At 45.0% G+C, this 18,735-nt stretch carries 15 protein-coding genes and 3 tRNA genes; 7 read left to right on the top strand and 11 right to left on the bottom strand.

Going from position 1 to position 18,735, the window contains the following annotated elements:
• The first annotated feature begins 90 nt into the window (after positions 1 to 90).
• The 3 genes from QWZ07_RS10185 to QWZ07_RS10175 all read left to right on the top strand — a co-directional run bounded on the left by QWZ07_RS10185 (position 91) and on the right by QWZ07_RS10175 (position 549).
• Positions 91 to 175 (top strand) — tRNA-Tyr (locus QWZ07_RS10185).
• A 102-nt stretch (positions 176 to 277) separates the two neighbouring features.
• Positions 278 to 362: transfer RNA gene (locus tag QWZ07_RS10180), tRNA-Tyr, on the top strand.
• Positions 363 to 464: 102 nt separating this feature from the next.
• A tRNA-Tyr gene (locus QWZ07_RS10175) sits at positions 465 to 549 on the top strand.
• Positions 550 to 675: 126 nt separating this feature from the next.
• Here QWZ07_RS10175 and QWZ07_RS10170 read toward each other — a convergent pair.
• From QWZ07_RS10170 to QWZ07_RS10160, 3 genes are all read right to left on the bottom strand, one after another.
• Positions 676 to 2,205, bottom strand: a complete 1,530-nt coding sequence (locus QWZ07_RS10170) for an SgrR family transcriptional regulator (protein WP_192853232.1) — start codon at positions 2,203 to 2,205, stop codon at positions 676 to 678.
• Positions 2,206 to 3,225: a Gfo/Idh/MocA family protein gene (locus QWZ07_RS10165; protein ID WP_192853231.1), complete on the bottom strand. Its 1,020-nt coding sequence runs from the start codon at positions 3,223 to 3,225 to the stop codon at positions 2,206 to 2,208.
• 205 nt (positions 3,226 to 3,430) lie between these two features.
• Positions 3,431 to 4,339 carry a Tim44 domain-containing protein gene (locus tag QWZ07_RS10160; protein WP_192853230.1) on the bottom strand — a complete coding sequence of 303 codons (909 nt, stop codon included), beginning with the start codon at positions 4,337 to 4,339 and terminating at the stop codon, positions 3,431 to 3,433.
• A 197-nt stretch (positions 4,340 to 4,536) separates the two neighbouring features.
• On the opposite strand from QWZ07_RS10160, the gene QWZ07_RS10155 reads away from it, so the two are divergent.
• From QWZ07_RS10155 to QWZ07_RS10145, 3 genes are all read left to right on the top strand, one after another.
• Complete coding sequence (locus tag QWZ07_RS10155) at positions 4,537 to 5,127, top strand: TetR/AcrR family transcriptional regulator (protein WP_017110059.1); 591 nt, start codon at positions 4,537 to 4,539, stop codon at positions 5,125 to 5,127.
• A gap of 17 nt (positions 5,128 to 5,144) precedes the next feature.
• Complete coding sequence (locus QWZ07_RS10150; protein ID WP_192853229.1) at positions 5,145 to 7,019, top strand: MFS transporter; 1,875 nt, start codon at positions 5,145 to 5,147, stop codon at positions 7,017 to 7,019.
• A 162-nt stretch (positions 7,020 to 7,181) separates the two neighbouring features.
• The gene (locus tag QWZ07_RS10145; protein ID WP_029223440.1) at positions 7,182 to 8,102 is read left to right on the top strand and encodes a YeiH family protein; all 921 of its coding nucleotides are present in this window, start codon (positions 7,182 to 7,184) and stop codon (positions 8,100 to 8,102) included.
• 143 nt (positions 8,103 to 8,245) lie between these two features.
• Here the strand turns inward: QWZ07_RS10145 and QWZ07_RS10140 are convergent, their stop codons facing one another.
• Together QWZ07_RS10140 and QWZ07_RS10135 are read right to left on the bottom strand one after the other, a co-directional pair.
• On the bottom strand, positions 8,246 to 8,413 hold the full coding sequence (locus QWZ07_RS10140) for a hypothetical protein (protein WP_004736103.1): 168 nt from the start codon (positions 8,411 to 8,413) through the stop codon (positions 8,246 to 8,248).
• A 106-nt stretch (positions 8,414 to 8,519) separates the two neighbouring features.
• Positions 8,520 to 9,398 carry a LysR substrate-binding domain-containing protein gene (locus QWZ07_RS10135; protein ID WP_017105244.1) on the bottom strand — a complete coding sequence of 293 codons (879 nt, stop codon included), beginning with the start codon at positions 9,396 to 9,398 and terminating at the stop codon, positions 8,520 to 8,522.
• A gap of 193 nt (positions 9,399 to 9,591) precedes the next feature.
• Between QWZ07_RS10135 and nagE the strand changes: the two genes are divergently transcribed.
• A complete protein-coding gene (nagE, locus tag QWZ07_RS10130; protein ID WP_029223441.1) occupies positions 9,592 to 11,037 on the top strand; it encodes an N-acetylglucosamine-specific PTS transporter subunit IIBC in 1,446 nt (481 codons plus the stop codon).
• A 145-nt stretch (positions 11,038 to 11,182) separates the two neighbouring features.
• On the opposite strand, the gene menE is transcribed toward nagE, so the two are convergent.
• The 6 genes from menE to QWZ07_RS10100 all read right to left on the bottom strand — a co-directional run bounded on the left by menE (position 11,183) and on the right by QWZ07_RS10100 (position 18,558).
• Positions 11,183 to 12,616, bottom strand: coding sequence for an o-succinylbenzoate--CoA ligase (menE, locus tag QWZ07_RS10125; protein WP_192853228.1), 1,434 nt, complete (start codon positions 12,614 to 12,616; stop codon positions 11,183 to 11,185).
• 51 nt (positions 12,617 to 12,667) lie between these two features.
• Positions 12,668 to 13,675: an o-succinylbenzoate synthase gene (gene menC / locus QWZ07_RS10120; protein ID WP_017110063.1), complete on the bottom strand. Its 1,008-nt coding sequence runs from the start codon at positions 13,673 to 13,675 to the stop codon at positions 12,668 to 12,670.
• 75 nt (positions 13,676 to 13,750) lie between these two features.
• The gene (gene menB, locus QWZ07_RS10115) at positions 13,751 to 14,617 is read right to left on the bottom strand and encodes a 1,4-dihydroxy-2-naphthoyl-CoA synthase (protein WP_010439547.1); all 867 of its coding nucleotides are present in this window, start codon (positions 14,615 to 14,617) and stop codon (positions 13,751 to 13,753) included.
• Between the two features lie 102 nt (positions 14,618 to 14,719).
• Positions 14,720 to 15,520 (bottom strand): 2-succinyl-6-hydroxy-2,4-cyclohexadiene-1-carboxylate synthase, encoded by an 801-nt coding sequence (gene menH, locus QWZ07_RS10110; RefSeq protein WP_017110064.1) that lies wholly within the window; start codon positions 15,518 to 15,520, stop codon positions 14,720 to 14,722.
• Between the two features lie 9 nt (positions 15,521 to 15,529).
• A complete protein-coding gene (menD, locus tag QWZ07_RS10105; RefSeq protein ID WP_192853227.1) occupies positions 15,530 to 17,254 on the bottom strand; it encodes a 2-succinyl-5-enolpyruvyl-6-hydroxy-3-cyclohexene-1-carboxylic-acid synthase in 1,725 nt (574 codons plus the stop codon).
• Entirely contained in the window at positions 17,251 to 18,558 is a 1,308-nt protein-coding gene (locus QWZ07_RS10100; protein WP_192853226.1) for an isochorismate synthase, read from the bottom strand. The genes menD and QWZ07_RS10100 overlap by 4 nt, the downstream gene beginning before the upstream one ends.
• Positions 18,559 to 18,735: the final 177 nt, after the last annotated feature.

Below are 18,735 nucleotides of genomic sequence, written 5' to 3'. Positions count from 1 at the left end.
CTCTTTCGAGAGTTAAGAGAACAACCTGATTGATGGGCTTATGGGAAAACATCAATTTAGGCTTGCTTTGTGAAAAGTAAGACACACCCTGGAGGGGTTCCCGAGTGGCCAAAGGGAGCAGACTGTAAATCTGCCGGCACTGCCTTCGATGGTTCGAATCCGTCTCCCTCCACCATATTCTTCTTACCTCTTTCGAGAATTAAGAGAACAACCTGATTGATGGGCTTATGGGAAAACATCAATTTAGGCTTACTTTGTGAAAAGTAAGACACACCCTGGAGGGGTTCCCGAGTGGCCAAAGGGAGCAGACTGTAAATCTGCCGGCACTGCCTTCGATGGTTCGAATCCGTCTCCCTCCACCATATTCTTCTTACCTCTTTCGAGAGTTAAGAGAACAACCTAGTTGATGGGCTTATGGGAAAACATCAATTTAGGCTTACTTTGTGAAAAGTAAGACACACCCTGGAGGGGTTCCCGAGTGGCCAAAGGGAGCAGACTGTAAATCTGCCGGCACTGCCTTCGATGGTTCGAATCCGTCTCCCTCCACCATATTCTCCTTAATTGGAAAATCGAAAAGCCAACTCATTGAGTTGGCTTTTTTCGTTTCTGGCTTATTGGTTTCTGACTTGTTGATTGCGTATTTCTGATTTATCACTTTCTTTGAACCATCAGTGCTTAACTCTCTAAAATCCATAATTTATTCAATTCACACCAGCCAAAACCATTCACTTGTACGCCTTGTATCCGCTCTGACACTTCCAATCCAAACGCTTCATGCTTAAGCTCAGTAACAATACTTACCTCAGACAACCACTGACGACATTCAGCTAGTATGGCTAGCGAACGACTGAAATCAGGCTCCTGACGAATCAACGAAAGGTACGTTCGAATCGTCTCTAAGATCTTCGAATCTAAATTGAAAGTAGAAAACGGAAAGCGAGATAAGAAGCTAAGCCAAGCGCTCAACGGGTCACCTTCGTCAATAATACTGCACAACACCACACCTTCGATCTTGGTGTAGTTTCCGTATTCGATTAACACCAACCTATCATCAGGTGAAGCAAGGCTTGTAAAGAGCCTTTGGCATTCCGATGTATCTTCGACCGTCATTATTGAGGTTATTTCGTTAGTCTGACTTGGGGCTTGGATCTTCAAAAATGTAGAATAGTTTTCACTCGGTACGGCACTGGTTTTTTCAGGCATTTCAAGACACAGCTTGTTTTCAGCGCATATCTTACTCGTTGCCCATTCTGGGTACACCCACAGCTCGATGCTATTTAAAATAGACACATGATGTGAATAGAGCTTATTACGACTGAGGCGGAGCATGTTCTCTGAGAAAATATCGAGAGAAAAAGCACCTGATCCATTGAGCTTCCCAGATGTCGACATTTGAAATATTGACGCTTCAGCACGAGACAAAAGCCTTGGTAAATGCCAGTCCGTTTCACTCAAACGCACTTCCACTGTATTCTCTGAATAGAGATCCACGGCGGCGATGTGCTGATAACCAAGACGCCAATGCTCACTCTGAGTCAAAGATTGAAGGCAGCGAACAATATCCTTGCTCAATAAAAGGCTGCCATCGTGAAAATGCACGTCATTGCGAATTTGAAAGCGCCACACTGTCGCATCTTCATTTGATTGCCAGTGATAAGCTAAATCACCTCGAACTTGGCTATTCTTAGCCTGGTCATTCCCAGCTTGGTTATTCTCAGTTTGGTCATTCTCAACATAAGTAAGACGCTGACACACTTGGCTCACTAAGAAGCGCTCAGTTCGTCGGAGCACCTTATGAGGATGGAGTTGCTCTAGCTTTCGATGAAATGGGATATAGGCGCGACGCGCGGCTTGATTAGCATGGCTTAAAAACGATTGCAGCTCTAGCCCGACATCCCTTCCGCCAAAACTCAATATTGGAAGCATTTGCTCCACACTACCTGCGTCTGACAGCTCACGAACCAACGTATAACACGCATCGATAGGTTCAACGAGGCATGTTAATAACGCTTTTTTGTTGCGACCTGAACTCGCCTGCCACTCAACCCAACCTTCCCTAACCATCGTTTTGATAATGGTTTGAACATGACGCTCACTGACGAACAACAGCGCCGCCAATTGACTGATCTGGCATCGCGAGGTTCCAGGGCCAAACGCCTGAAATATCTGTTCATAAAGTTCGAGTTGTCGCTTTTGGTTTGCCATTTATTTTTCTGAAGTCTTTATTTTAGTGAGGTGCCCGAAGCCCGCGTTCATCAATGCTCGCTCCATGGTTTCGATAACCTGTAGAGATACATCAGAGAGCAGAATATCAGAGTCAGTCTTGTTATCACGTATCAACTGAGACATATGATCAATCTCGAACTCGAAACCATTACCCGCAACTTTATGCTGAATGGTGTGTTTTGTGCTCTGATATTCAATGTCTATTGTCTCTGGGTTCCACCACTTGTCTCTGATCGTGATCGTTAGTTCAGGCCCTCGCAATGTAGCAGACCGAGGTAAATTAGAAACGATAGACGCCGATATTTTCCCTTCAATACCTTGAGAGAACGTAAACAGAGAATCAGTATCCACATTCGATTGCTTGTACAGACTCGACATCTCAACCTTAGGCTCTGAAGGCGTTACGCCTAAGCTTCGACATAAATCATAGTAAAACCAAAGCCCATAAACCCCAACATCAAGTGTCGCACCACCCGAGAGTTCTGGGTTGAATATAAACAAGTTGGGGTCATAGTCATGTTCGTTGCCAAACCCAGCTTCAATCGAGGTGACTTGTATGTTGTTTTCAGATAGATAAGATTTAAGCTCACGGTACGCTGGAAACGCCACTGTTTTCATCGCTTCCAACAACAACACCCCATGTTTGTCGGCTAGGGCTTTCATTACTAACCAGTCTGCGAGATTAGTAAACGCGGGTTTCTCTACCAAGACATGTTTATTGTGACTGAGAAACAACTCCGCCAACGGTTTGTGGTATGGATGAACAGTGGCAATATAAACCGCGTCGACATCCGGGTTGTTGGCCATCTCTTCATAGGATCCATAGCTCAACTCGCAACCAAAGTTCTGACCAAACACGTTTGCTCGTTCAGAGTCCCTAGAAGCGACGGCGTAAAGCTCACCATGTGCAGAATGCTGAGTGAGTGCAGTTGCGAACCTTTTCGCTATGTTGCCTAAGCCAGCAATGCCCCATTTCACCAATGTTGTGTTTTCGCTCATCGTATTACCTAATCAATTGTTTGGTATCAGTTTACTCAGAACTCATTCAATGAAATAGAGAACAAATAACCCAAGCTGTTCATGATTTATCTCGCTAACAGGCAAGAAGAGTCAAATGATCGTTTTCTTTACCATAAAAAAACGCCTACTGATTACTCAGTAGGCGTTTGATTTAAAGACTAAATTGAATGGTATTTAGTATAGATTAACCTTGAATACCAACAATTAACCAAGGCGCATTGTCAGTCGTTAGGTCGCGCTCTAAGTGCCAGATATCGGTGATATCTTCTTCAATACCATCCGCAGTATCACGGTAACGACCGCTAAACTGTAGGCTTAATTGAGCCTTGCTACCGTCATGGTCAGCACGAACGATTTCAGCATCAACGTACATTACGTCAGTGTGTTGATCGCCGTCTAGCTTATTACGCTCAGCTTTCAGGTCTTCAAATAGGCTTGGAGATACGTATTCTTCAATCGTGATTAGCTCGTTGTGGTTCCATGCACCTTGCAGTGTACGGTAATGCTCACGAGAACCATTGATGAAAGCCGCTTGATCAAAACCCGGTGGGTAGTTGTGTGGAACATCGCTTTGCGCACCAAAACCAAAGCCGCCAGCAGCGCCTTGAGATTGAGGTTGTGCTTGCTCAAAGTTATGAACATTTGGCTTTTGCTGCGGTTGTTCAAACTTGTTCTGACCCATGCCGCCGAATGCTGGCTGTTGGCCACGTGCATTCTGCTGATTCATGGAGCCCTGCTTAGCACCCAACATTCCGCGTAGGAATTTGAACGCTAGGAAAGCAATAAGACCCATAATCAGAATATCCATGAACTGGATACCTTCAAATGCGCCACCAAAGAATGCAGCTAAAAGACCACCAGCAAGTAAACCACCTAGCAGACCGCCCATAAGGCCTTTCTTGCTAGAGTTAGCTGCTGTGTTCTTACCCGTTTGATCTTGACGGATCGAATTCGTGTTTTGTTGTTTTGGTGCTGGAGCCGTTTTAAAGCTTTTGCCAAATGACTTACCACCACCAAACTTTTTCGCTTCCGCGATTGGCGTCACCGCGACTGTTACCAACAGGATCGCGACTAGTGAGAAAAATCGTTTCATTATTATCCTTTATAGGTTTCTTTATCTTTCGACACCTTAATCATACTCGTTAACAAAGAACAATGAAATATTCACGGTGTTTACACATGTATCATAATATTGCGGCTATTAATTGTTTACTTATTTGGCGAAAGGATTGACGGCACTCTGGGGCAGCATTAAAATATTGAACGATGTTCATTTACTAGATACTACTCATGGCACGAAGAAACGACCACACTCGAGAACAACTGGTTCAGCTCACACTAAAGACAGTGACTGACTTCCTAGAAGAGCACTCTTATCACGAGTTAAGTTTACGTAAAATCGCCAATATGATTGGGTATGTACCGAGTACTCTAGTGAATGTGTTTGGCAACTATAACCTGTTGCTTTTACATGTAGTCGCTCAAACACTAGACGAACTAGCCTCTGAATCCGCATCAGCCGTAGAGAAATCAAGCAACCCACAGCAAGCGTTATTCAACCTCGCTTATTGCTACCACGACTACGCACAGAAAAACCCTCATCGCTGGCAGCTTATCTTCGAACACAACATGAACGGTGAAAACCTTCCTGAGTGGCAATCCAATCGAATCGATAAAATGACAGGTATGCTTGAGCAATTACTCATGGCCATTGCTCCTGAGCACACCGAAAGTGAAGTTGTGAAGGCAAGCCGTGTGTTATGGTCTGGTGTTCACGGAATAACCCTGTTGAGTGTTGATGATAAGTTTTTCGCTTCTGAACCCATTGATGGTAAAGAATTGATTAATAACCTAATCTCAAACTACCTCACCAACTGGTAATCATCGAAGGACAGATAATGAACAATGACAGCCAATCCTCGCTGTTAACCCAAAAAAGGTTCCTACCCTATTTTATTACCCAATTTTTGGGAGCCTTTAATGACAACATCTTCAAAAATGTCCTGCTGCTATTTGTTGCCTTCGCAAGCGTAGATACCTTGCCAATTTCCAGCAATTTGTTCATTAACTTGGCCGCTGGTCTTTTTATTCTGCCCTTCTTTCTCTTTTCTGCTTTAGCCGGCGTCTTGGCGGATAAGTACGAAAAATCGTGGTTCATTCGCAAAGTTAAGCTTCTTGAAGTCGTGATCATGTCACTGGGTGCCATTGGTTTTATCTACGAAAGCTACGCGATTCTGCTTCTATTACTGTTTTTAATGGGAACACAAAGTGCCTTCTTTGGCCCTGTAAAATACGCCCTACTTCCTCAGCAGTTAGAATCGAAAGAGCTGGTTTCTGGTAACGCTTTGGTCGAGACAGGCACCTTCTTAGCGATTTTAATCGGCACCTTAGGCGCCGGAATTATTGCCTCTGAAGAAAATTCAAAACTGATTGCCGCAGTCTGCATCGTAACGTTTGCGGTACTCGGTTATTTAGCCAGTTACTTTATTCCTGAAGCACCAAGCAATGCGCCTGACCTAAAAGTGAAGTGGCAACCTATTACATTGACACGCCAAACGCTCGCGATTGCTAAAAAAGATCGACCTACGTTCCAAGCACTGATGGCAATAAGCTGGTTTTGGTTCTTAGGGGCGACTTATCTCACTCAGTTTCCCAACTTCACCAAGGTTTACTTAAACGGTACCGAAAGTGCTGTCGCATTTTTACTAGCACTGTTTTCGGTCGGTATTGCCATCGGTTCATTGGCTTGCGATAAGTTATCCAACCACAGAATTGAGATCGGCATTGTGCCAATGGGCAGCTTAGGCATCTCTATTTTTGGATTTTTAATGGCGGTGTCGATCCCAGAGGCACTCCCTGACTTCGATTCATTCAAAAGCTTCGTGTCTTACTCTGAATTATGGCCTCTATTCGCTTATCTACTGCTGCTTGGCATGTCGGGTGGCATATTCATCGTGCCTTTGTACTCTTTGATGCAATTTAGAGCTAAACCCACTGAGCGAGCGCAAGTTATCGCAGGTTTGAACATCTATAACTCACTGTTCATGGTGGGAAGCGCTGTTCTTGGTATCGTCTTCCTGAGTGTTCTACAGCTTTCAATCCCACAATTGTTTGCGCTACTCGCGGTGTTCAATACTTTAGTCATGTTTGCCCTGTTTTATCAGGTACCGATCTATGCTTTCCGTTTCTTCACTTGGGTTGTGACTCACACCATGTACCGTGTGAAGCATAAGAACCTTCACAACCTGCCAGAAAAAGGTGGTGCGCTAATCGTCTGTAACCATGTGAGTTATATGGATGCATTACTACTAAGCGCCGTTTGTCCTCGTTTGATCCGCTTTGTGATGGAAGAGGATTACGCCAAGCTCCCGCCATTACGACGTTTCTTGAAACGAGCTGGGGTTATTCCAATCTCCGCAACGAATCGCAGTTCGATTCGAAATGCTTTCAAAGAAGTAGAACGTGCGCTGCATGAAGGCCACATTGTATGTATTTTCCCAGAAGGAAAGCTGACCTCTGATGGCGAAGTTGCTGAATTCATGCGTGGAATGGAACTGATCATCCGACGTTCACCGGTACCCGTCATCCCAATGGCACTCAAAGGGTTATGGGGAAGCTACTTTAGCCGTTTCAAAGGCAGCGCATGTAAAGGTTTGCCCAATCGATTCTGGACAAAAATCGAGATCGAAGCCGGGAGACCAATTTTGCCGAAAGATACTTCTTGTGAAACATTGCGCCAGTCAGTTGCCGAGCTTCGTGGGCCATTGCGCTAAGCAGAGCCACACTAAACAACTCTGTAGCTAAACACTTGAGCACAAGAACAAACGTTCAGTTTTACTTAACGTTTGTTCAATTCATTTAGACTTACTTACCATTGCGTTAAGCGTATAGTCTTCCACTACGCTGCCAATACTAGACGCGACGAATTAAATATAATGAATCTAAAAAAGTCTGTTCCATTTTATCTTGCTGCTCTGTTTTGCTTAACCCCATGGGTGAGTTCACCGACGGCACTCGTGATCGGTTTCCTTCTTGCGAGCTTAGGTTTAGTCCCTGAGCATCTAGAAGTGGGCAAACTCACCAAAAAGCTACTGGCCTACTCGATTGTCGGCTTAGGCTTTGGCATCCAGTTTGAGAAAGCATTAGCGGTAACAGGCGATGGTATTGGCCTCATTGTCACGACGATTATTGGTACCTTGGTCATTGGTTGGTTCTTGGCAAAACGCATGGGATTAGATCGCACCACGGGTTACCTTATCTCTTCTGGTACTGCAATTTGTGGTGGTAGCGCTATTGCCGCCGTAGCACCGGCCATCAAAGCCGATGATGAACAGATTGGCTTGGCGTTAGCCACTGTATTTGTGTTGAACTCGGTCGCCCTTTTCTTGTTCCCAATGATTGGCCATGCACTTGAGTTAAGCCAACAAACTTTCGGAACATGGGCTGCAATCGCGATTCACGATACATCTTCTGTAGTAGGCGCAGCATCAGCATATGGCGAAGAAGCACTGACCACAGCAACCACATTGAAGCTCGCTCGCGCACTCTGGATCATCCCAATCGCGTTAGTCAGTGCAATGATCTTCAAGAACGATCAAAAGAAGATTACGATTCCTTACTTCATTTTCTTCTACTGCGCTGCTATTGCTGTTAGTGACTTATTGCCACAATTTGAGATGGTCTATCAAGGTATCTTTGATGTGTCTAAGCGTGCATTGGTGGTGTGTCTATTCTTGATTGGTTGCGGTATTTCAGTAGAGAAGCTTAAAGCTGCAGGGCCGAAGCCATTGATGTTTGGTATTACAATGTGGACGATGATTTCGACAGGCTCATTAGCGTGGTTAACGCTTGCCTGATACTCCTAATACGTAAAGAAGCGCTGTAGATTGGTTAACTTGTTAAGAAGACAAACAGATTAGCGAATGACAAAATAAAAAGGCAAAGCTCAAATGGGCTTTGCCTTTATCGTTTGTGGTAAAGATATTCTTTATTGCAACAATCACAAATCAAACAGGGGCTTATCACTCTTCTTGCTCTCTCTTTTCATTAAAACAAGTACCACAACCAACACAAATGCGGTGAGTTCAGCCAACGATCGTGTCAGCCCAGACGAAGTCACTGCTTGGCCTATCTGCAGTAAAACCGCGATGATGAGGGCAATTTTCATAATAAGACCTTATTCTATAATCCGTTATTTATAGGACTTATTATGATGGATGGTTATAAAGATAATAAATTCTGTTTTGAACTATCTAATTGCTAAATTAACTAACCTAGCCCAATTGCCCCTCTAGCCACTTAATAAAGGTTCTTACCTTAGGCCGTTTTTCAGTGCCTAACGGACAGATCAAGTCGTATCCTTTATCAGTATCCATACTTGGATAAGGCGTTATGAGCTCACCAGTCTCAATGTACGGCTTAACAAAATGATAGCGCCCCATCGCCACACCGATATTATGCAGAGCACTCTGCACACCCATATCGCGATGACTCACACAATAAAACTGCTCAAACAGATTTACATCGAGTTGATTGTGCTTAATCCAACGCTGCCAAACATCAGAGCCTAGCGCATGAATGAAATTAATCCGGTGTAACGACTCTAAACCATCATCAAAGATGTCGTGTTCAGCGGCATAACTCGGCGTACATACCGGAATATACTTTTCACCAAACAGACGCTGGCGATGCATATCTTTTAGATCTTCAGCACCATAGTAAATGGCGACATCGAGATGATTTTGATGAAAATCTTGCTCTTCTTGAGAGAAAATATTGAGGTTGAACTTTGGGTATCGCTGTTTGAAATCAGCTAGCCTTGGTAGCAACCAACTGTTTGCAAAGGCAGGACTGGTACCGATATTGATCTGACCGTACAAGTCGGTGTTGGTAATGTCTTCGATCTCACCAAAAATAGAGCTCAACGACTTCGATAACGTGCGTTGAAAGCGTTGCCCTTCTTCGGTCAATTCCAGCTTACGAGTCCCTCGCACAAACAAGTTAAATCCGAGTTCACCTTCCAACACTTTGATTCGATGGCTAACGGCTCCCTGAGTCAGATGCAACTTTTTCGCGGCTAACGTAAAGCTCATTTTCTCGGCAGCAACATTAAAAGTATGAAGATTTCTCAGTAAAGATTGATGGTTAGCCATACGAACTCATGCATTAAAAATTTTAATTCATAGTACTACCCGTTTCGTTTGTTTGCATTAAGAAATAAGTTTCTAATAGCCGCAGTTACTTAAAACCCTGCCTCGATCAATATTTAACTCCATACGTTGACGAGCAGAAACATTAAAAAAATTAATTACAAACTTAGGGGCACGTATGAATATACTCGGGTATATGCAAAAAGTAGGTAAGGCATTGATGGTTCCCGTAGCCACACTGCCAGCTGCAGCAATCCTTATGGGGATCGGCTACTGGTTGGATCCTGTTGGTTGGGGTTCTGAAAGTATCTTAGCCGCATTCTTGATCAAATCAGGCGGTGCGATCATCGACAACATGGCGGTTCTGTTCGCGGTGGGTGTTGCCTTTGGTTTAAGCCGTGATAAGAATGGTTCTGCGGCACTGTCTGGTTTTGTGATGTTCCTAGTCGTCACCACGCTACTTGCTCCGGGCTCAGTTGCTCAATTGATGGATGTTGAGTTAAGTGAAGTACCAGCTGCATTCGGAAAAATCAGCAACCAATTCGTGGGTATCATTGTCGGTATCATCTCTGCTGAGATCTACAATCGCTACTCAACGGTTGAGCTTCCTCAAGCTTTAGCATTCTTCAGCGGTAAGCGTTTGGTTCCTATCCTTACCTCAATCGCAGGTATGGCGCTCTCTTTTGCTCTGCTATACATCTGGCCAGCTGTGTACGATGCTCTGATCGTATTGGGTATCAAGCTAGAAAGCATGGGCGCTGTGGGTGCTGGTCTGTTTGGCTTCTTCAACCGTTTGTTCCTATCAATAGGCATGCACCACGCACTCTACCCAGTGTTCTGGTTCGACGTTGTGGGTATTAACGACATTCCAAACTTCCTAGGCGGCGCACAATCTATCGCTAACGGCACAGGCATTCCGGGTAAAACTGGCATGTACCAAGCAGGCTTCTTCCCTATCATGATGTTTGGTTTACCTGCAGCAGCATTGGCGATGTACCACTGCGCTGACGCGAAAAACAAGAACCAAGTATTCGCCATCATGCTTGCCGCAGCAATGGCTTCGTTCTTCACTGGCATCACTGAGCCTCTAGAGTTCAGCTTTATGTTTCTAGCACCTGTATTGTTCCTAGTGCACGCTGTGTTAACAGGTCTGTCGCTTTACATTGCAGCAAGCATGGAATGGATGGCAGGTTTTGGCTTCTCTGCAGGCTTTGTTGACTTGGTGCTATCAAGCCAAAACCCGTTAGCGACTAACTGGTACATGTTATTAGTTCAAGGTGTAGTGTTCTTCGCGCTTTACTACGGTATTTTCCGTTTCGCTATCATCAAGTTCAATCTACGTACTCCGGGTCGTGGTGAAGAGATGGAAGCAGAAGGCGAGACAAAATCTCCAGAAGCGTTAGTTAGCCTAACCAACAACTACATCGAAGCTATTGGTGGTGCAGACAACATTCTAGAAGTGGACAACTGTATTACTCGCTTACGCTTAACAGTAAAAGACTCGTCAGTAGCAGACAGTGACAAACTGAAAAAACTAGGTGCTGCAGGCGTCGTGCCTATTGGAAAAGGTGGCCTACAAGTCATTATCGGTTTAGGTAAGGTAGATAAGGTTGCTGAACAAATGAAGAAGGCACTCGCTTAAGCTAAACAGCCAGATGCAAAGATAAAAGCCTTAATGACCAGATAGAATATTAAGAATTTGTGATGGTTTCACCACCATCACAACCCCCTGAAGCGCAATTACGACTAGTCACCGTGTATTGCGCTTCGTTTTATTGTTCTCAGCTCTATTTAGAACGTATCTGCTGTAGCCATTGTGCCAACCCTGCGCGTGAAACCTTAATACCTAACTGTTCTTGATGAGGCATTCGATAGTACTCGACAGGAAATTTGAACCGTTCAAGACTGCCATTTAATTGTTCAGCAAACCATTCTTTGGTTGGTAAATCCGTACAATCCACAATAGCGACAGGTCGAAACCCGAACTCATCATCTTCAATTGGAACGATAAACGCCTGATTGATTAAAGATAACTGATTCAGTGCTCGTTCAATTTCTTCACAGTGGATATTCTCTCCCCCAGAAATAAACTGATTATCAGCACGACCAATAATAGACACTTGTTCGCCATCCCACTCGCCAAGGTCTTTACTGTCGAACCAACCGTTCTCATCAACTAATGGCGTTACCTCACCCTGATAATAATAACCAGAAGCAAGCGTATTGCCGCCGATAAAGATACGTTGATCTTCAATTTTTAACTGGCGTTGGTCGAGAACAAAACCTGCAGTATTACTAGAATCGACTGGCTTCGCGGTCACTGTTGAAGCCGCTTCTGTCATGCCATATCCAAGCCATGTTTCAATGCCCATTCGTTGAGCTTCGAGCCCAAGAGACTCAGGGATATGGCTACCGCCTAAAAGCACATGAGTTAGAGTAAGTGCTTGCTTACCCTGCAATAACCTATGTAGTTGAGTAGCCACTAAAGAGGCATGACTGCAACCTTCGATGTCTGACTCAAGCTTACCTGACCCTATTTTGATGCAGCCACCAGCCGCCAACCAACGATGGACAATCGCCAATCCCGACACATGGTACATCGGCAAGCTAAGCAACCAAGTGTCAGCTTGTTCAAAGTTGAAAACGTCTAATAACCCCTGAGCTGAACATAAGTGTTGCTGCAATGTGTGAGCCACCGCTTTCGGGTTTCCGGTAGAGCCAGAAGTGAATACGATGGTCGCTAAAGATTGAGGATTAAAGTTAGGATTTTGCGGTGTTGTTGGTTTGTCATCACCATCGACCTCAACTTCGTTCAAGCAAGGTAGCGTCACCAATACAGTCTTGAGGTCAACAGCATCAGAATGATCTAACCCACAGCTATCTAATAGCCAAAGGTAACGTCTGTCTAGCTGACCATAGAGGGATTCAAGCTTCTGCGTTAAACGAGCTTTCGGCTGAGGCATGGTAAACGCGCAAACCACACCCAAATTGAGTGCGGCAAGATAAGCCGGAATCACTTCAGCTTGGTTCTTACCGACAATCGTCAGTACATCACCTTCAGATAGGCCTTGATGAGATAGCTGTTGTTGGTACTCACTCACCAGCACAAACACTTGCTGCCAAGTGTAAGCGCGGTTAGGAGTCACTAACGCTGTTTGATGTGGGTTCTGCTGCGCCCACTGTACCCAGAGCGGGTGATGATCAGATTGTGGGCGCATCATAAGATAACCAAGTTATAGATTGAGAACGGTCTAAGCCAATCGAACGCCAGCCTAAGAAGACCAAATCAATTGCTGCTGTTCAAGCGTTGAAACAGGAAGCTGACAACCCGGCCAAGAGACTTCTAGCTGTTGCTGATACAAGCCAATCGTATCAAGCCCTGGAACTTCATTAGGCAAGTACTGTTGTGCCAATCGAGCAATCTGAGTTAAGCCAAGGCTAGACTCTATACTTGAGCTTAGTACAGGTTTAATACCAAGTTGTTGCGCGCGTTCAATGATAGCAACACAACGCTCTACTGAGCCAATCAAGGTTGGTTTAATCACTACCGCTTTAACACCCGTTAAGTCACTAAGATTAAACTCTGGACTTCTTACCGCTTCTTGTAGTGTTTCGTCCCATGCAATAGCAACACCGTGGTCAATAGCAAAAGCTAAGCTATCTTCAGGTTTCTGGCAAGGCTCTTCAATAAAACTAATACGTTGACGCAGTGAAGGCGAAATGTACTTGATGAACTGCTTGGCTTTTTCTGGTTTCCACGCGCGGTTGGCATCAAGCCTTAGGGTCAAATCAGGGATCGACTCAAGGAATAAGCTGACAAGCATGCCATCACGAATCGCTTCGTAGAGACCGACTTTTACTTTGGCGACCTTCTCGCCTTTCATCTCATTCAGCACAGGGATCAATTCATCTGGATCGCCTGTACACAACGGTGCCGCTTGGTAGTTACCTTCAGCGTTGAGTTCGCCTCGTAATTCCATCATCGCCATCGAAAAACCGAAGGCAACAGAAGGATATAACTCATCAAAAGGCGTTTGAGGGTTATTGTGGCTCCAAAGCTCTAATTCGTGTTGCAGCTGAATGCCAGCTTGTTCAGCATCTTCTTGGCTAAAACCTGGCAAAGGTGCAACTTCGCCAAAACCAGTTTTACCATCACACTCAAGTTGGATGATATAACCAACGCGTTCGTTCAACTTATTGTCACGAAGAATCACACCACTATCCATAGGTAATTGATAACGGTAGAGTTTAGCGTGACGCTGAGAATTCACTGAGTTCATAAAGTTTCCTAAAAAACGGGGAACATCAAAACAAAACGAGCCGCTATTAGCGACTCATTTTAAAGAAGAGAAAGACTATGGGTTACGCGGGAATTTGTCGAAATCAGGTCGACGCTTCTCGTTAAATGCGTTTCGGCCTTCTTGGCCTTCTTCTGTCATGTAGAACATCATAGTTGCGTTACCCGCCAACTCTTGAAGACCAGCTTGGCCGTCACAGTCAGCGTTTAGTGCGGCTTTCAAGCAACGCAGCGCCATTGGGCTGTGTTGAAGAACCTCACGACACCAACGAACCGTTTCTTTTTCTAGGTCGGCAACGGGCACGACCGTGTTTACTAGACCCATGTCCAATGCTTCTTGAGCATCGTAGAAACGACACAAGAACCAGATTTCACGCGCTTTCTTTTGGCCAACGATACGAGCCATGTAAGAAGCACCCCAACCGCCATCGAATGAACCTACTTTAGGACCTGTCTGACCGAACTGAGCGTTTTCAGCTGCAATGGTAAGGTCTGCCATCATGTGAAGAACATGACCACCACCGACGGCCCAACCCGATACCGCTGCGATTACTGGTTTTGGACAAGTACGAATTTGACGTTGGAAATCAAGCACGTTCAGGTGATGTGTACCTGAATCATCTTGATAACCGCCGTAGTCACCACGGATACTTTGGTCACCACCAGAACAGAACGCCTTCTCACCAAGCCCCGTCAAAATGATTACGCCAACCTTCTCGTCATAACGAGCATCAGCCAATGCATTGATCATCTCTTTTACGGTTTGTGGACGGAACGCATTGTGGACTTGAGGACGAGCAATCGTGATTTTCGCAATACCGTCGTCAGACTTGTGGTACTGAATATCTTCAAATTGACTGCTTTCATCGCGCCAGTTAACTGCTGCGTAAAGTTCTTCTTCTGTGATGCCTACTGTTTTAGCCATGGTGATTCCCATTGTTCTATTAGAGACCACGACTAACGAATAGTCGTGACGGTGTTGCTCTGCTTTTGATAGTGCTTGATACGAGAGAACCGCTCAGTCAGTTTAACGACGACTGGCGATACATTGGATGATCAGGTTGGAAAACAACTCTGGTTGCTCAAAATGAACATTATGACCAGCGTAATCAACCTGACTATATTCAAAGCCACTATTCTCAGCTAGCTCCATGAATTTACGATCTTTTTCACCACACACATAATGCAATTGATGCTCATGAGATTTCAATGTGGCACGTAAATCCGGTTGCTTTGCTAACGAAGTAGATAACAACATATTTGCTACGGATACTCCAAGGTTACCACTACGCTTTATGACCAAAGTTTGTCTTTGCTCATGATTTAGTGAAGAAAAGACGCTTTGTTGATACCAATCGTCTAAAACATCTTCAATCGACTGCTGCGCAAAGCGGACAGCCCATTGCGTATCATGTACTAACCTTTGTGCTCGTTCTTCATCACGCTCCAGACCAAAGTTGCCACCTTCAATAATGACTTTCTCAAGATTGAGCGTTTCGAAGCAAGGGCTTGTCACCCCATACATGGCAAGCCTGCCACCCATAGAGTAGCCAATCACCACGATAGGGTAATCCGCAGGAAGATCGTTGAGAGCAAGTTGAGAAGTGATGCACTGAACGATTTTCTTGCAGCAATGATCAAAGCCTACCGGATCGATAAAGCGACTTTGTCCGTGCCCGGGTAAATCTATGCAAAGACGAGGAAAATCCTCTAGATATGGATGACATGCGCTCCAATCATCCCCGCTTCCGAGTAAACCATGTAGAAAAACAAGCAAAGGTTTGTCAGAAGATTCTTGTACAGCTGGGTAATAATTGGAGTAAAGCATGTAAAGTCCTTAGGCTAATGCCTCGGTGAGCATTGAACTGAATTGTTTCAGCAAAGTAGACGCTTGTTCGGGAGGCGTCTTAACTTCAACGAGCAAGGTACCCTGACCTTGTTCGAAATGTTGTTCGACAACCGTTTGATAGCAGTTCAAAGTTTCTGGCGCCGCATAACCAAGCTGGAATTGCGCAGCGGCATGTTCAAAACCGAAACCATGGGGCATTTGATATAGAGATTGTTTTTGTTGCTCAGGAACGGGCAACAAGTCAAAGATCGCACCGCCATCATTGTTGGTCACAACAATCACCATCGGCGTTACATTGTGAGTAAGCAGAGCCAGTGAATTGAGGTCGTAAAGCAAAGAGGTATCGCCAATCAACATTATCAAGGGGTTTTGGTTGGCTTTCACCACACCCGCAGCCGTCGCCACCAAGCCATCAATGCCCGATGCGCCACGATTACTGTAAACTTGATTCGCAGATATTGATGACAGCATATCCACCAGCCTTACCATCAAGCTGTTTCCCACAAACAACTCTCTGTCTTTAAGTCTAGTCGACAAGTCAACTGCAACGCTCAACTCGGTCAGTTGGTCATTATTGGATATTTGCGCCAATGCCAATTGTTGAACCGTATTCGCAATTTCGACCAAAGGTACGGCCCAGCCAGCATGTTGACCCAATAAGCTTGGTAAATGTTGCTCAGATAACCATTGTTCGATGTTTGCGACGATATGAGTTTGAGACAGATGATCTTGGTTTATACGATGCGCATCCGGTGAAACCACTACATATTGCGTGCAATCAAACGATGCTGCTTGTGACTTTATCCAATGATTAAGGCGCTTAGAAACAATGCGCTCACCGAACTGAAGGATGAAATCACATTGGTTGAGTTGCGCTTTGGCTACGTCACTCTGCATCCACAAATCATAATGTTTCCAATCACTGCTGACACCTGATTGAGGGTCACAAAAAACTGGCCAGCCTAATGCAGTAGCAAACTGCTGAGCTTTTGTCGCTTGTTCAATATCGAGCGAACCGAGAATAACCACACCCTTACGTCCAAGATACTCACCTGGAGCAATCGGTTGTGTATTCACTTGATTAGGTAAAAACGTTTGGCTGTAACAACCTGTTCCCGACTTCCACACAGAGATACTGGATGTGTATTCCGCATACATTTCCGCGCTATTCGCAGAATATAGAGGCTCTGGGAACGGACAGTTGATATGAATCGCACCGCCAACATTGCGTTGTTTCGCTAGCGCGTTATCAACCGATGTTAGAAGCCAATTCAATGAAATCTGTGTGGTTGGACTTGGTAGATTTAAAGCACTTTCAACATGGGAAGAAAAGATACCCTGTTGTTGAATGGCTTGATTGGCGCCACAGTCGACTAAATCGATAGGTCGATCAGAGGTCAGCAAAATCAGCTTTTCTCGTGTCAGCCCAGATTCAGCCGTCGCAGGAAGAAGGTTTGCAACAGCAGTGCCAGAGGTGACAATCACAGCAACTGGCTTACCGCTGGCTTTCGCTAAACCTAACGCTAGAAAACCAAGCCCACGCTCATCAAAGTGCGTGTGCAGCGTCAGTTTTGGATTGGCTTCAGCTTCGAGTGTTAACGGCGTTGAGCGCGAGCCTGGCGCGACACATACATGTTCAACACCACTCCGGGCTAGCTCTTCAAGTAACGTGTGACACCAAACTCTATTTAATACGGCTTGGTCGTGATTCATGACGCCACACCCAGAGGTGGGTGATCTGAAATTAAACTGAGCAGAGTCGACATTTTCTTATTCAACTCTTGCCACTCATGTTCAGCAACCGATCCCGGCACGATCCCGGCACCCGCAAACAGTTGTACTTGATCATTTACAATCAAGGCACTTCGAATCGCGACACAGAATTCAGCGCGTTGATGGCTAATATAACCAACAGAGCCTGCATACCAGCCTCTCGCAAACGGTTCATGTTCAAGTATGAAATCCATCGCTTCTTTACGAGGTAACCCCGCAACGGCAGCTGTTGGTTGCAATGAAGCCAGTAGCTGGACACCATTAACACCAGTATTGAGTTGAGCATGAATATTACGCTTAAGATGCTGCACCTTACGCAAACGCACAAGTCGCGCCTCTTTTTCAACGTGTACCGTTTGAGAATGAGGAGCGAGACGCTCAATGATATCGTCAACCACATATTGGTTTTCATTGAGGTTTTTACTGTCTTGAGAAAGCCAGTTGGCTAACTCCATATCTTCTGTCGCGTTTTCTCCGCGACCAATGGTTCCCGCTAGCGCTTCAGTATTAAGCTCAGTGCCATATCGACTGTACAAACGTTCTGGCGTTGAGCCAATAAAGCTGTGTTTGGAATCCAATACCAACATAAAGTGAAAGCTGTGATGGTTTTGCAGGTAGCTGGCCTTGAGCAACTGAGCCGCGCAGATTGGCGCATCCAATTGCAATGTGGTTCTACGAGCTAATACGACTTTCTTATATTCTTCATCGCTGATGCCCTGAAGCACTTTATCAACCAGATTGCCCCACTGTTCTCGTTCTGGAACGTGGTTAATCTGTTCAATGTGCGCCGACAAGGGTGCCAATATCGCCGCTTCGACAGAAAGCTTATTCAAGGCATTAATGGTAGCAACGCGATCAGGAGACAAATTAACCGCCAGCGACCAAGTGTCGTCAAAGCGAATTAATTCAACCTGAGGAAGAAAGAAAAATGATTCCATGCAACGGCGGTTCTTTGCGGTATGTCCGTCAAATGAACGTCCACCCCAAATTCGTTGGTCTTCACCAAGAATGGCATACGCGGGAGCAGGATCGGAGAAAGTATGCAGTTGACCGAGCGCGACCACTTCTTCACGAGTGTCGCGTGACTGCCAGTAGAACTTTGGAAAGAGCGGTTGAGCATGAAGCCATTCTATAAATGCAAACGATGGTTTTTGCGTTAGAACTTCAACACAACGAACTTCACTTGCTTGGGCATTTTGTACTCGCTCAATCAAAGCGGAGATAGTTTGCTGGAAATGTGACAAATCGACCTCGTTCACATCTAAATTATTATTATTATATTAGTTTGATACTTTATGGGCAGTACCCACTTAGATCAAGAATGTACTATATCTTTTGAACATTCCTGTGATTCTAAGCGATCCAACCTCTTTATTCATCTTAGCCAATAACAAAGAAAGCGATTAATTAAAATTTAGAAA

This window comes from Vibrio lentus (assembly GCF_030409755.1).
Lineage (GTDB): Bacteria > Pseudomonadota > Gammaproteobacteria > Enterobacterales > Vibrionaceae > Vibrio > Vibrio lentus.
Note: the sequence above shows the minus strand (reverse complement) of the source record. Positions and strands in the feature narration are given on the sequence as shown.

Bases quoted from the DNA above. Each gene is read 5' to 3' on its own strand.
- QWZ07_RS10155 (WP_017110059.1), top strand. From the start codon at position 4,537: ATGGCACGAAGAAACGACCACACTCGAGAACAACTGGTTCAGCTCACA.
- QWZ07_RS10165 (WP_192853231.1), bottom strand. From the start codon at position 3,225: ATGAGCGAAAACACAACATTGGTGAAATGGGGCATTGCTGGCTTAGGC.
- QWZ07_RS10145 (WP_029223440.1), top strand. From the start codon at position 7,182: ATGAATCTAAAAAAGTCTGTTCCATTTTATCTTGCTGCTCTGTTTTGC.
- menE (WP_192853228.1), bottom strand. From the start codon at position 12,616: ATGATGCGCCCACAATCTGATCATCACCCGCTCTGGGTACAGTGGGCG.
- QWZ07_RS10170 (WP_192853232.1), bottom strand. From the start codon at position 2,205: ATGGCAAACCAAAAGCGACAACTCGAACTTTATGAACAGATATTTCAG.
- menC (WP_017110063.1), bottom strand. From the start codon at position 13,675: ATGAACTCAGTGAATTCTCAGCGTCACGCTAAACTCTACCGTTATCAA.
- QWZ07_RS10150 (WP_192853229.1), top strand. From the start codon at position 5,145: ATGAACAATGACAGCCAATCCTCGCTGTTAACCCAAAAAAGGTTCCTA.
- menB (WP_010439547.1), bottom strand. From the start codon at position 14,617: ATGGCTAAAACAGTAGGCATCACAGAAGAAGAACTTTACGCAGCAGTT.
- menD (WP_192853227.1), bottom strand. From the start codon at position 17,254: ATGAATCACGACCAAGCCGTATTAAATAGAGTTTGGTGTCACACGTTA.
- QWZ07_RS10135 (WP_017105244.1), bottom strand. From the start codon at position 9,398: ATGGCTAACCATCAATCTTTACTGAGAAATCTTCATACTTTTAATGTT.
- QWZ07_RS10140 (WP_004736103.1), bottom strand. From the start codon at position 8,413: ATGAAAATTGCCCTCATCATCGCGGTTTTACTGCAGATAGGCCAAGCA.
- nagE (WP_029223441.1), top strand. From the start codon at position 9,592: ATGCAAAAAGTAGGTAAGGCATTGATGGTTCCCGTAGCCACACTGCCA.
- QWZ07_RS10160 (WP_192853230.1), bottom strand. From the start codon at position 4,339: ATGAAACGATTTTTCTCACTAGTCGCGATCCTGTTGGTAACAGTCGCG.
- menH (WP_017110064.1), bottom strand. From the start codon at position 15,520: ATGCTTTACTCCAATTATTACCCAGCTGTACAAGAATCTTCTGACAAA.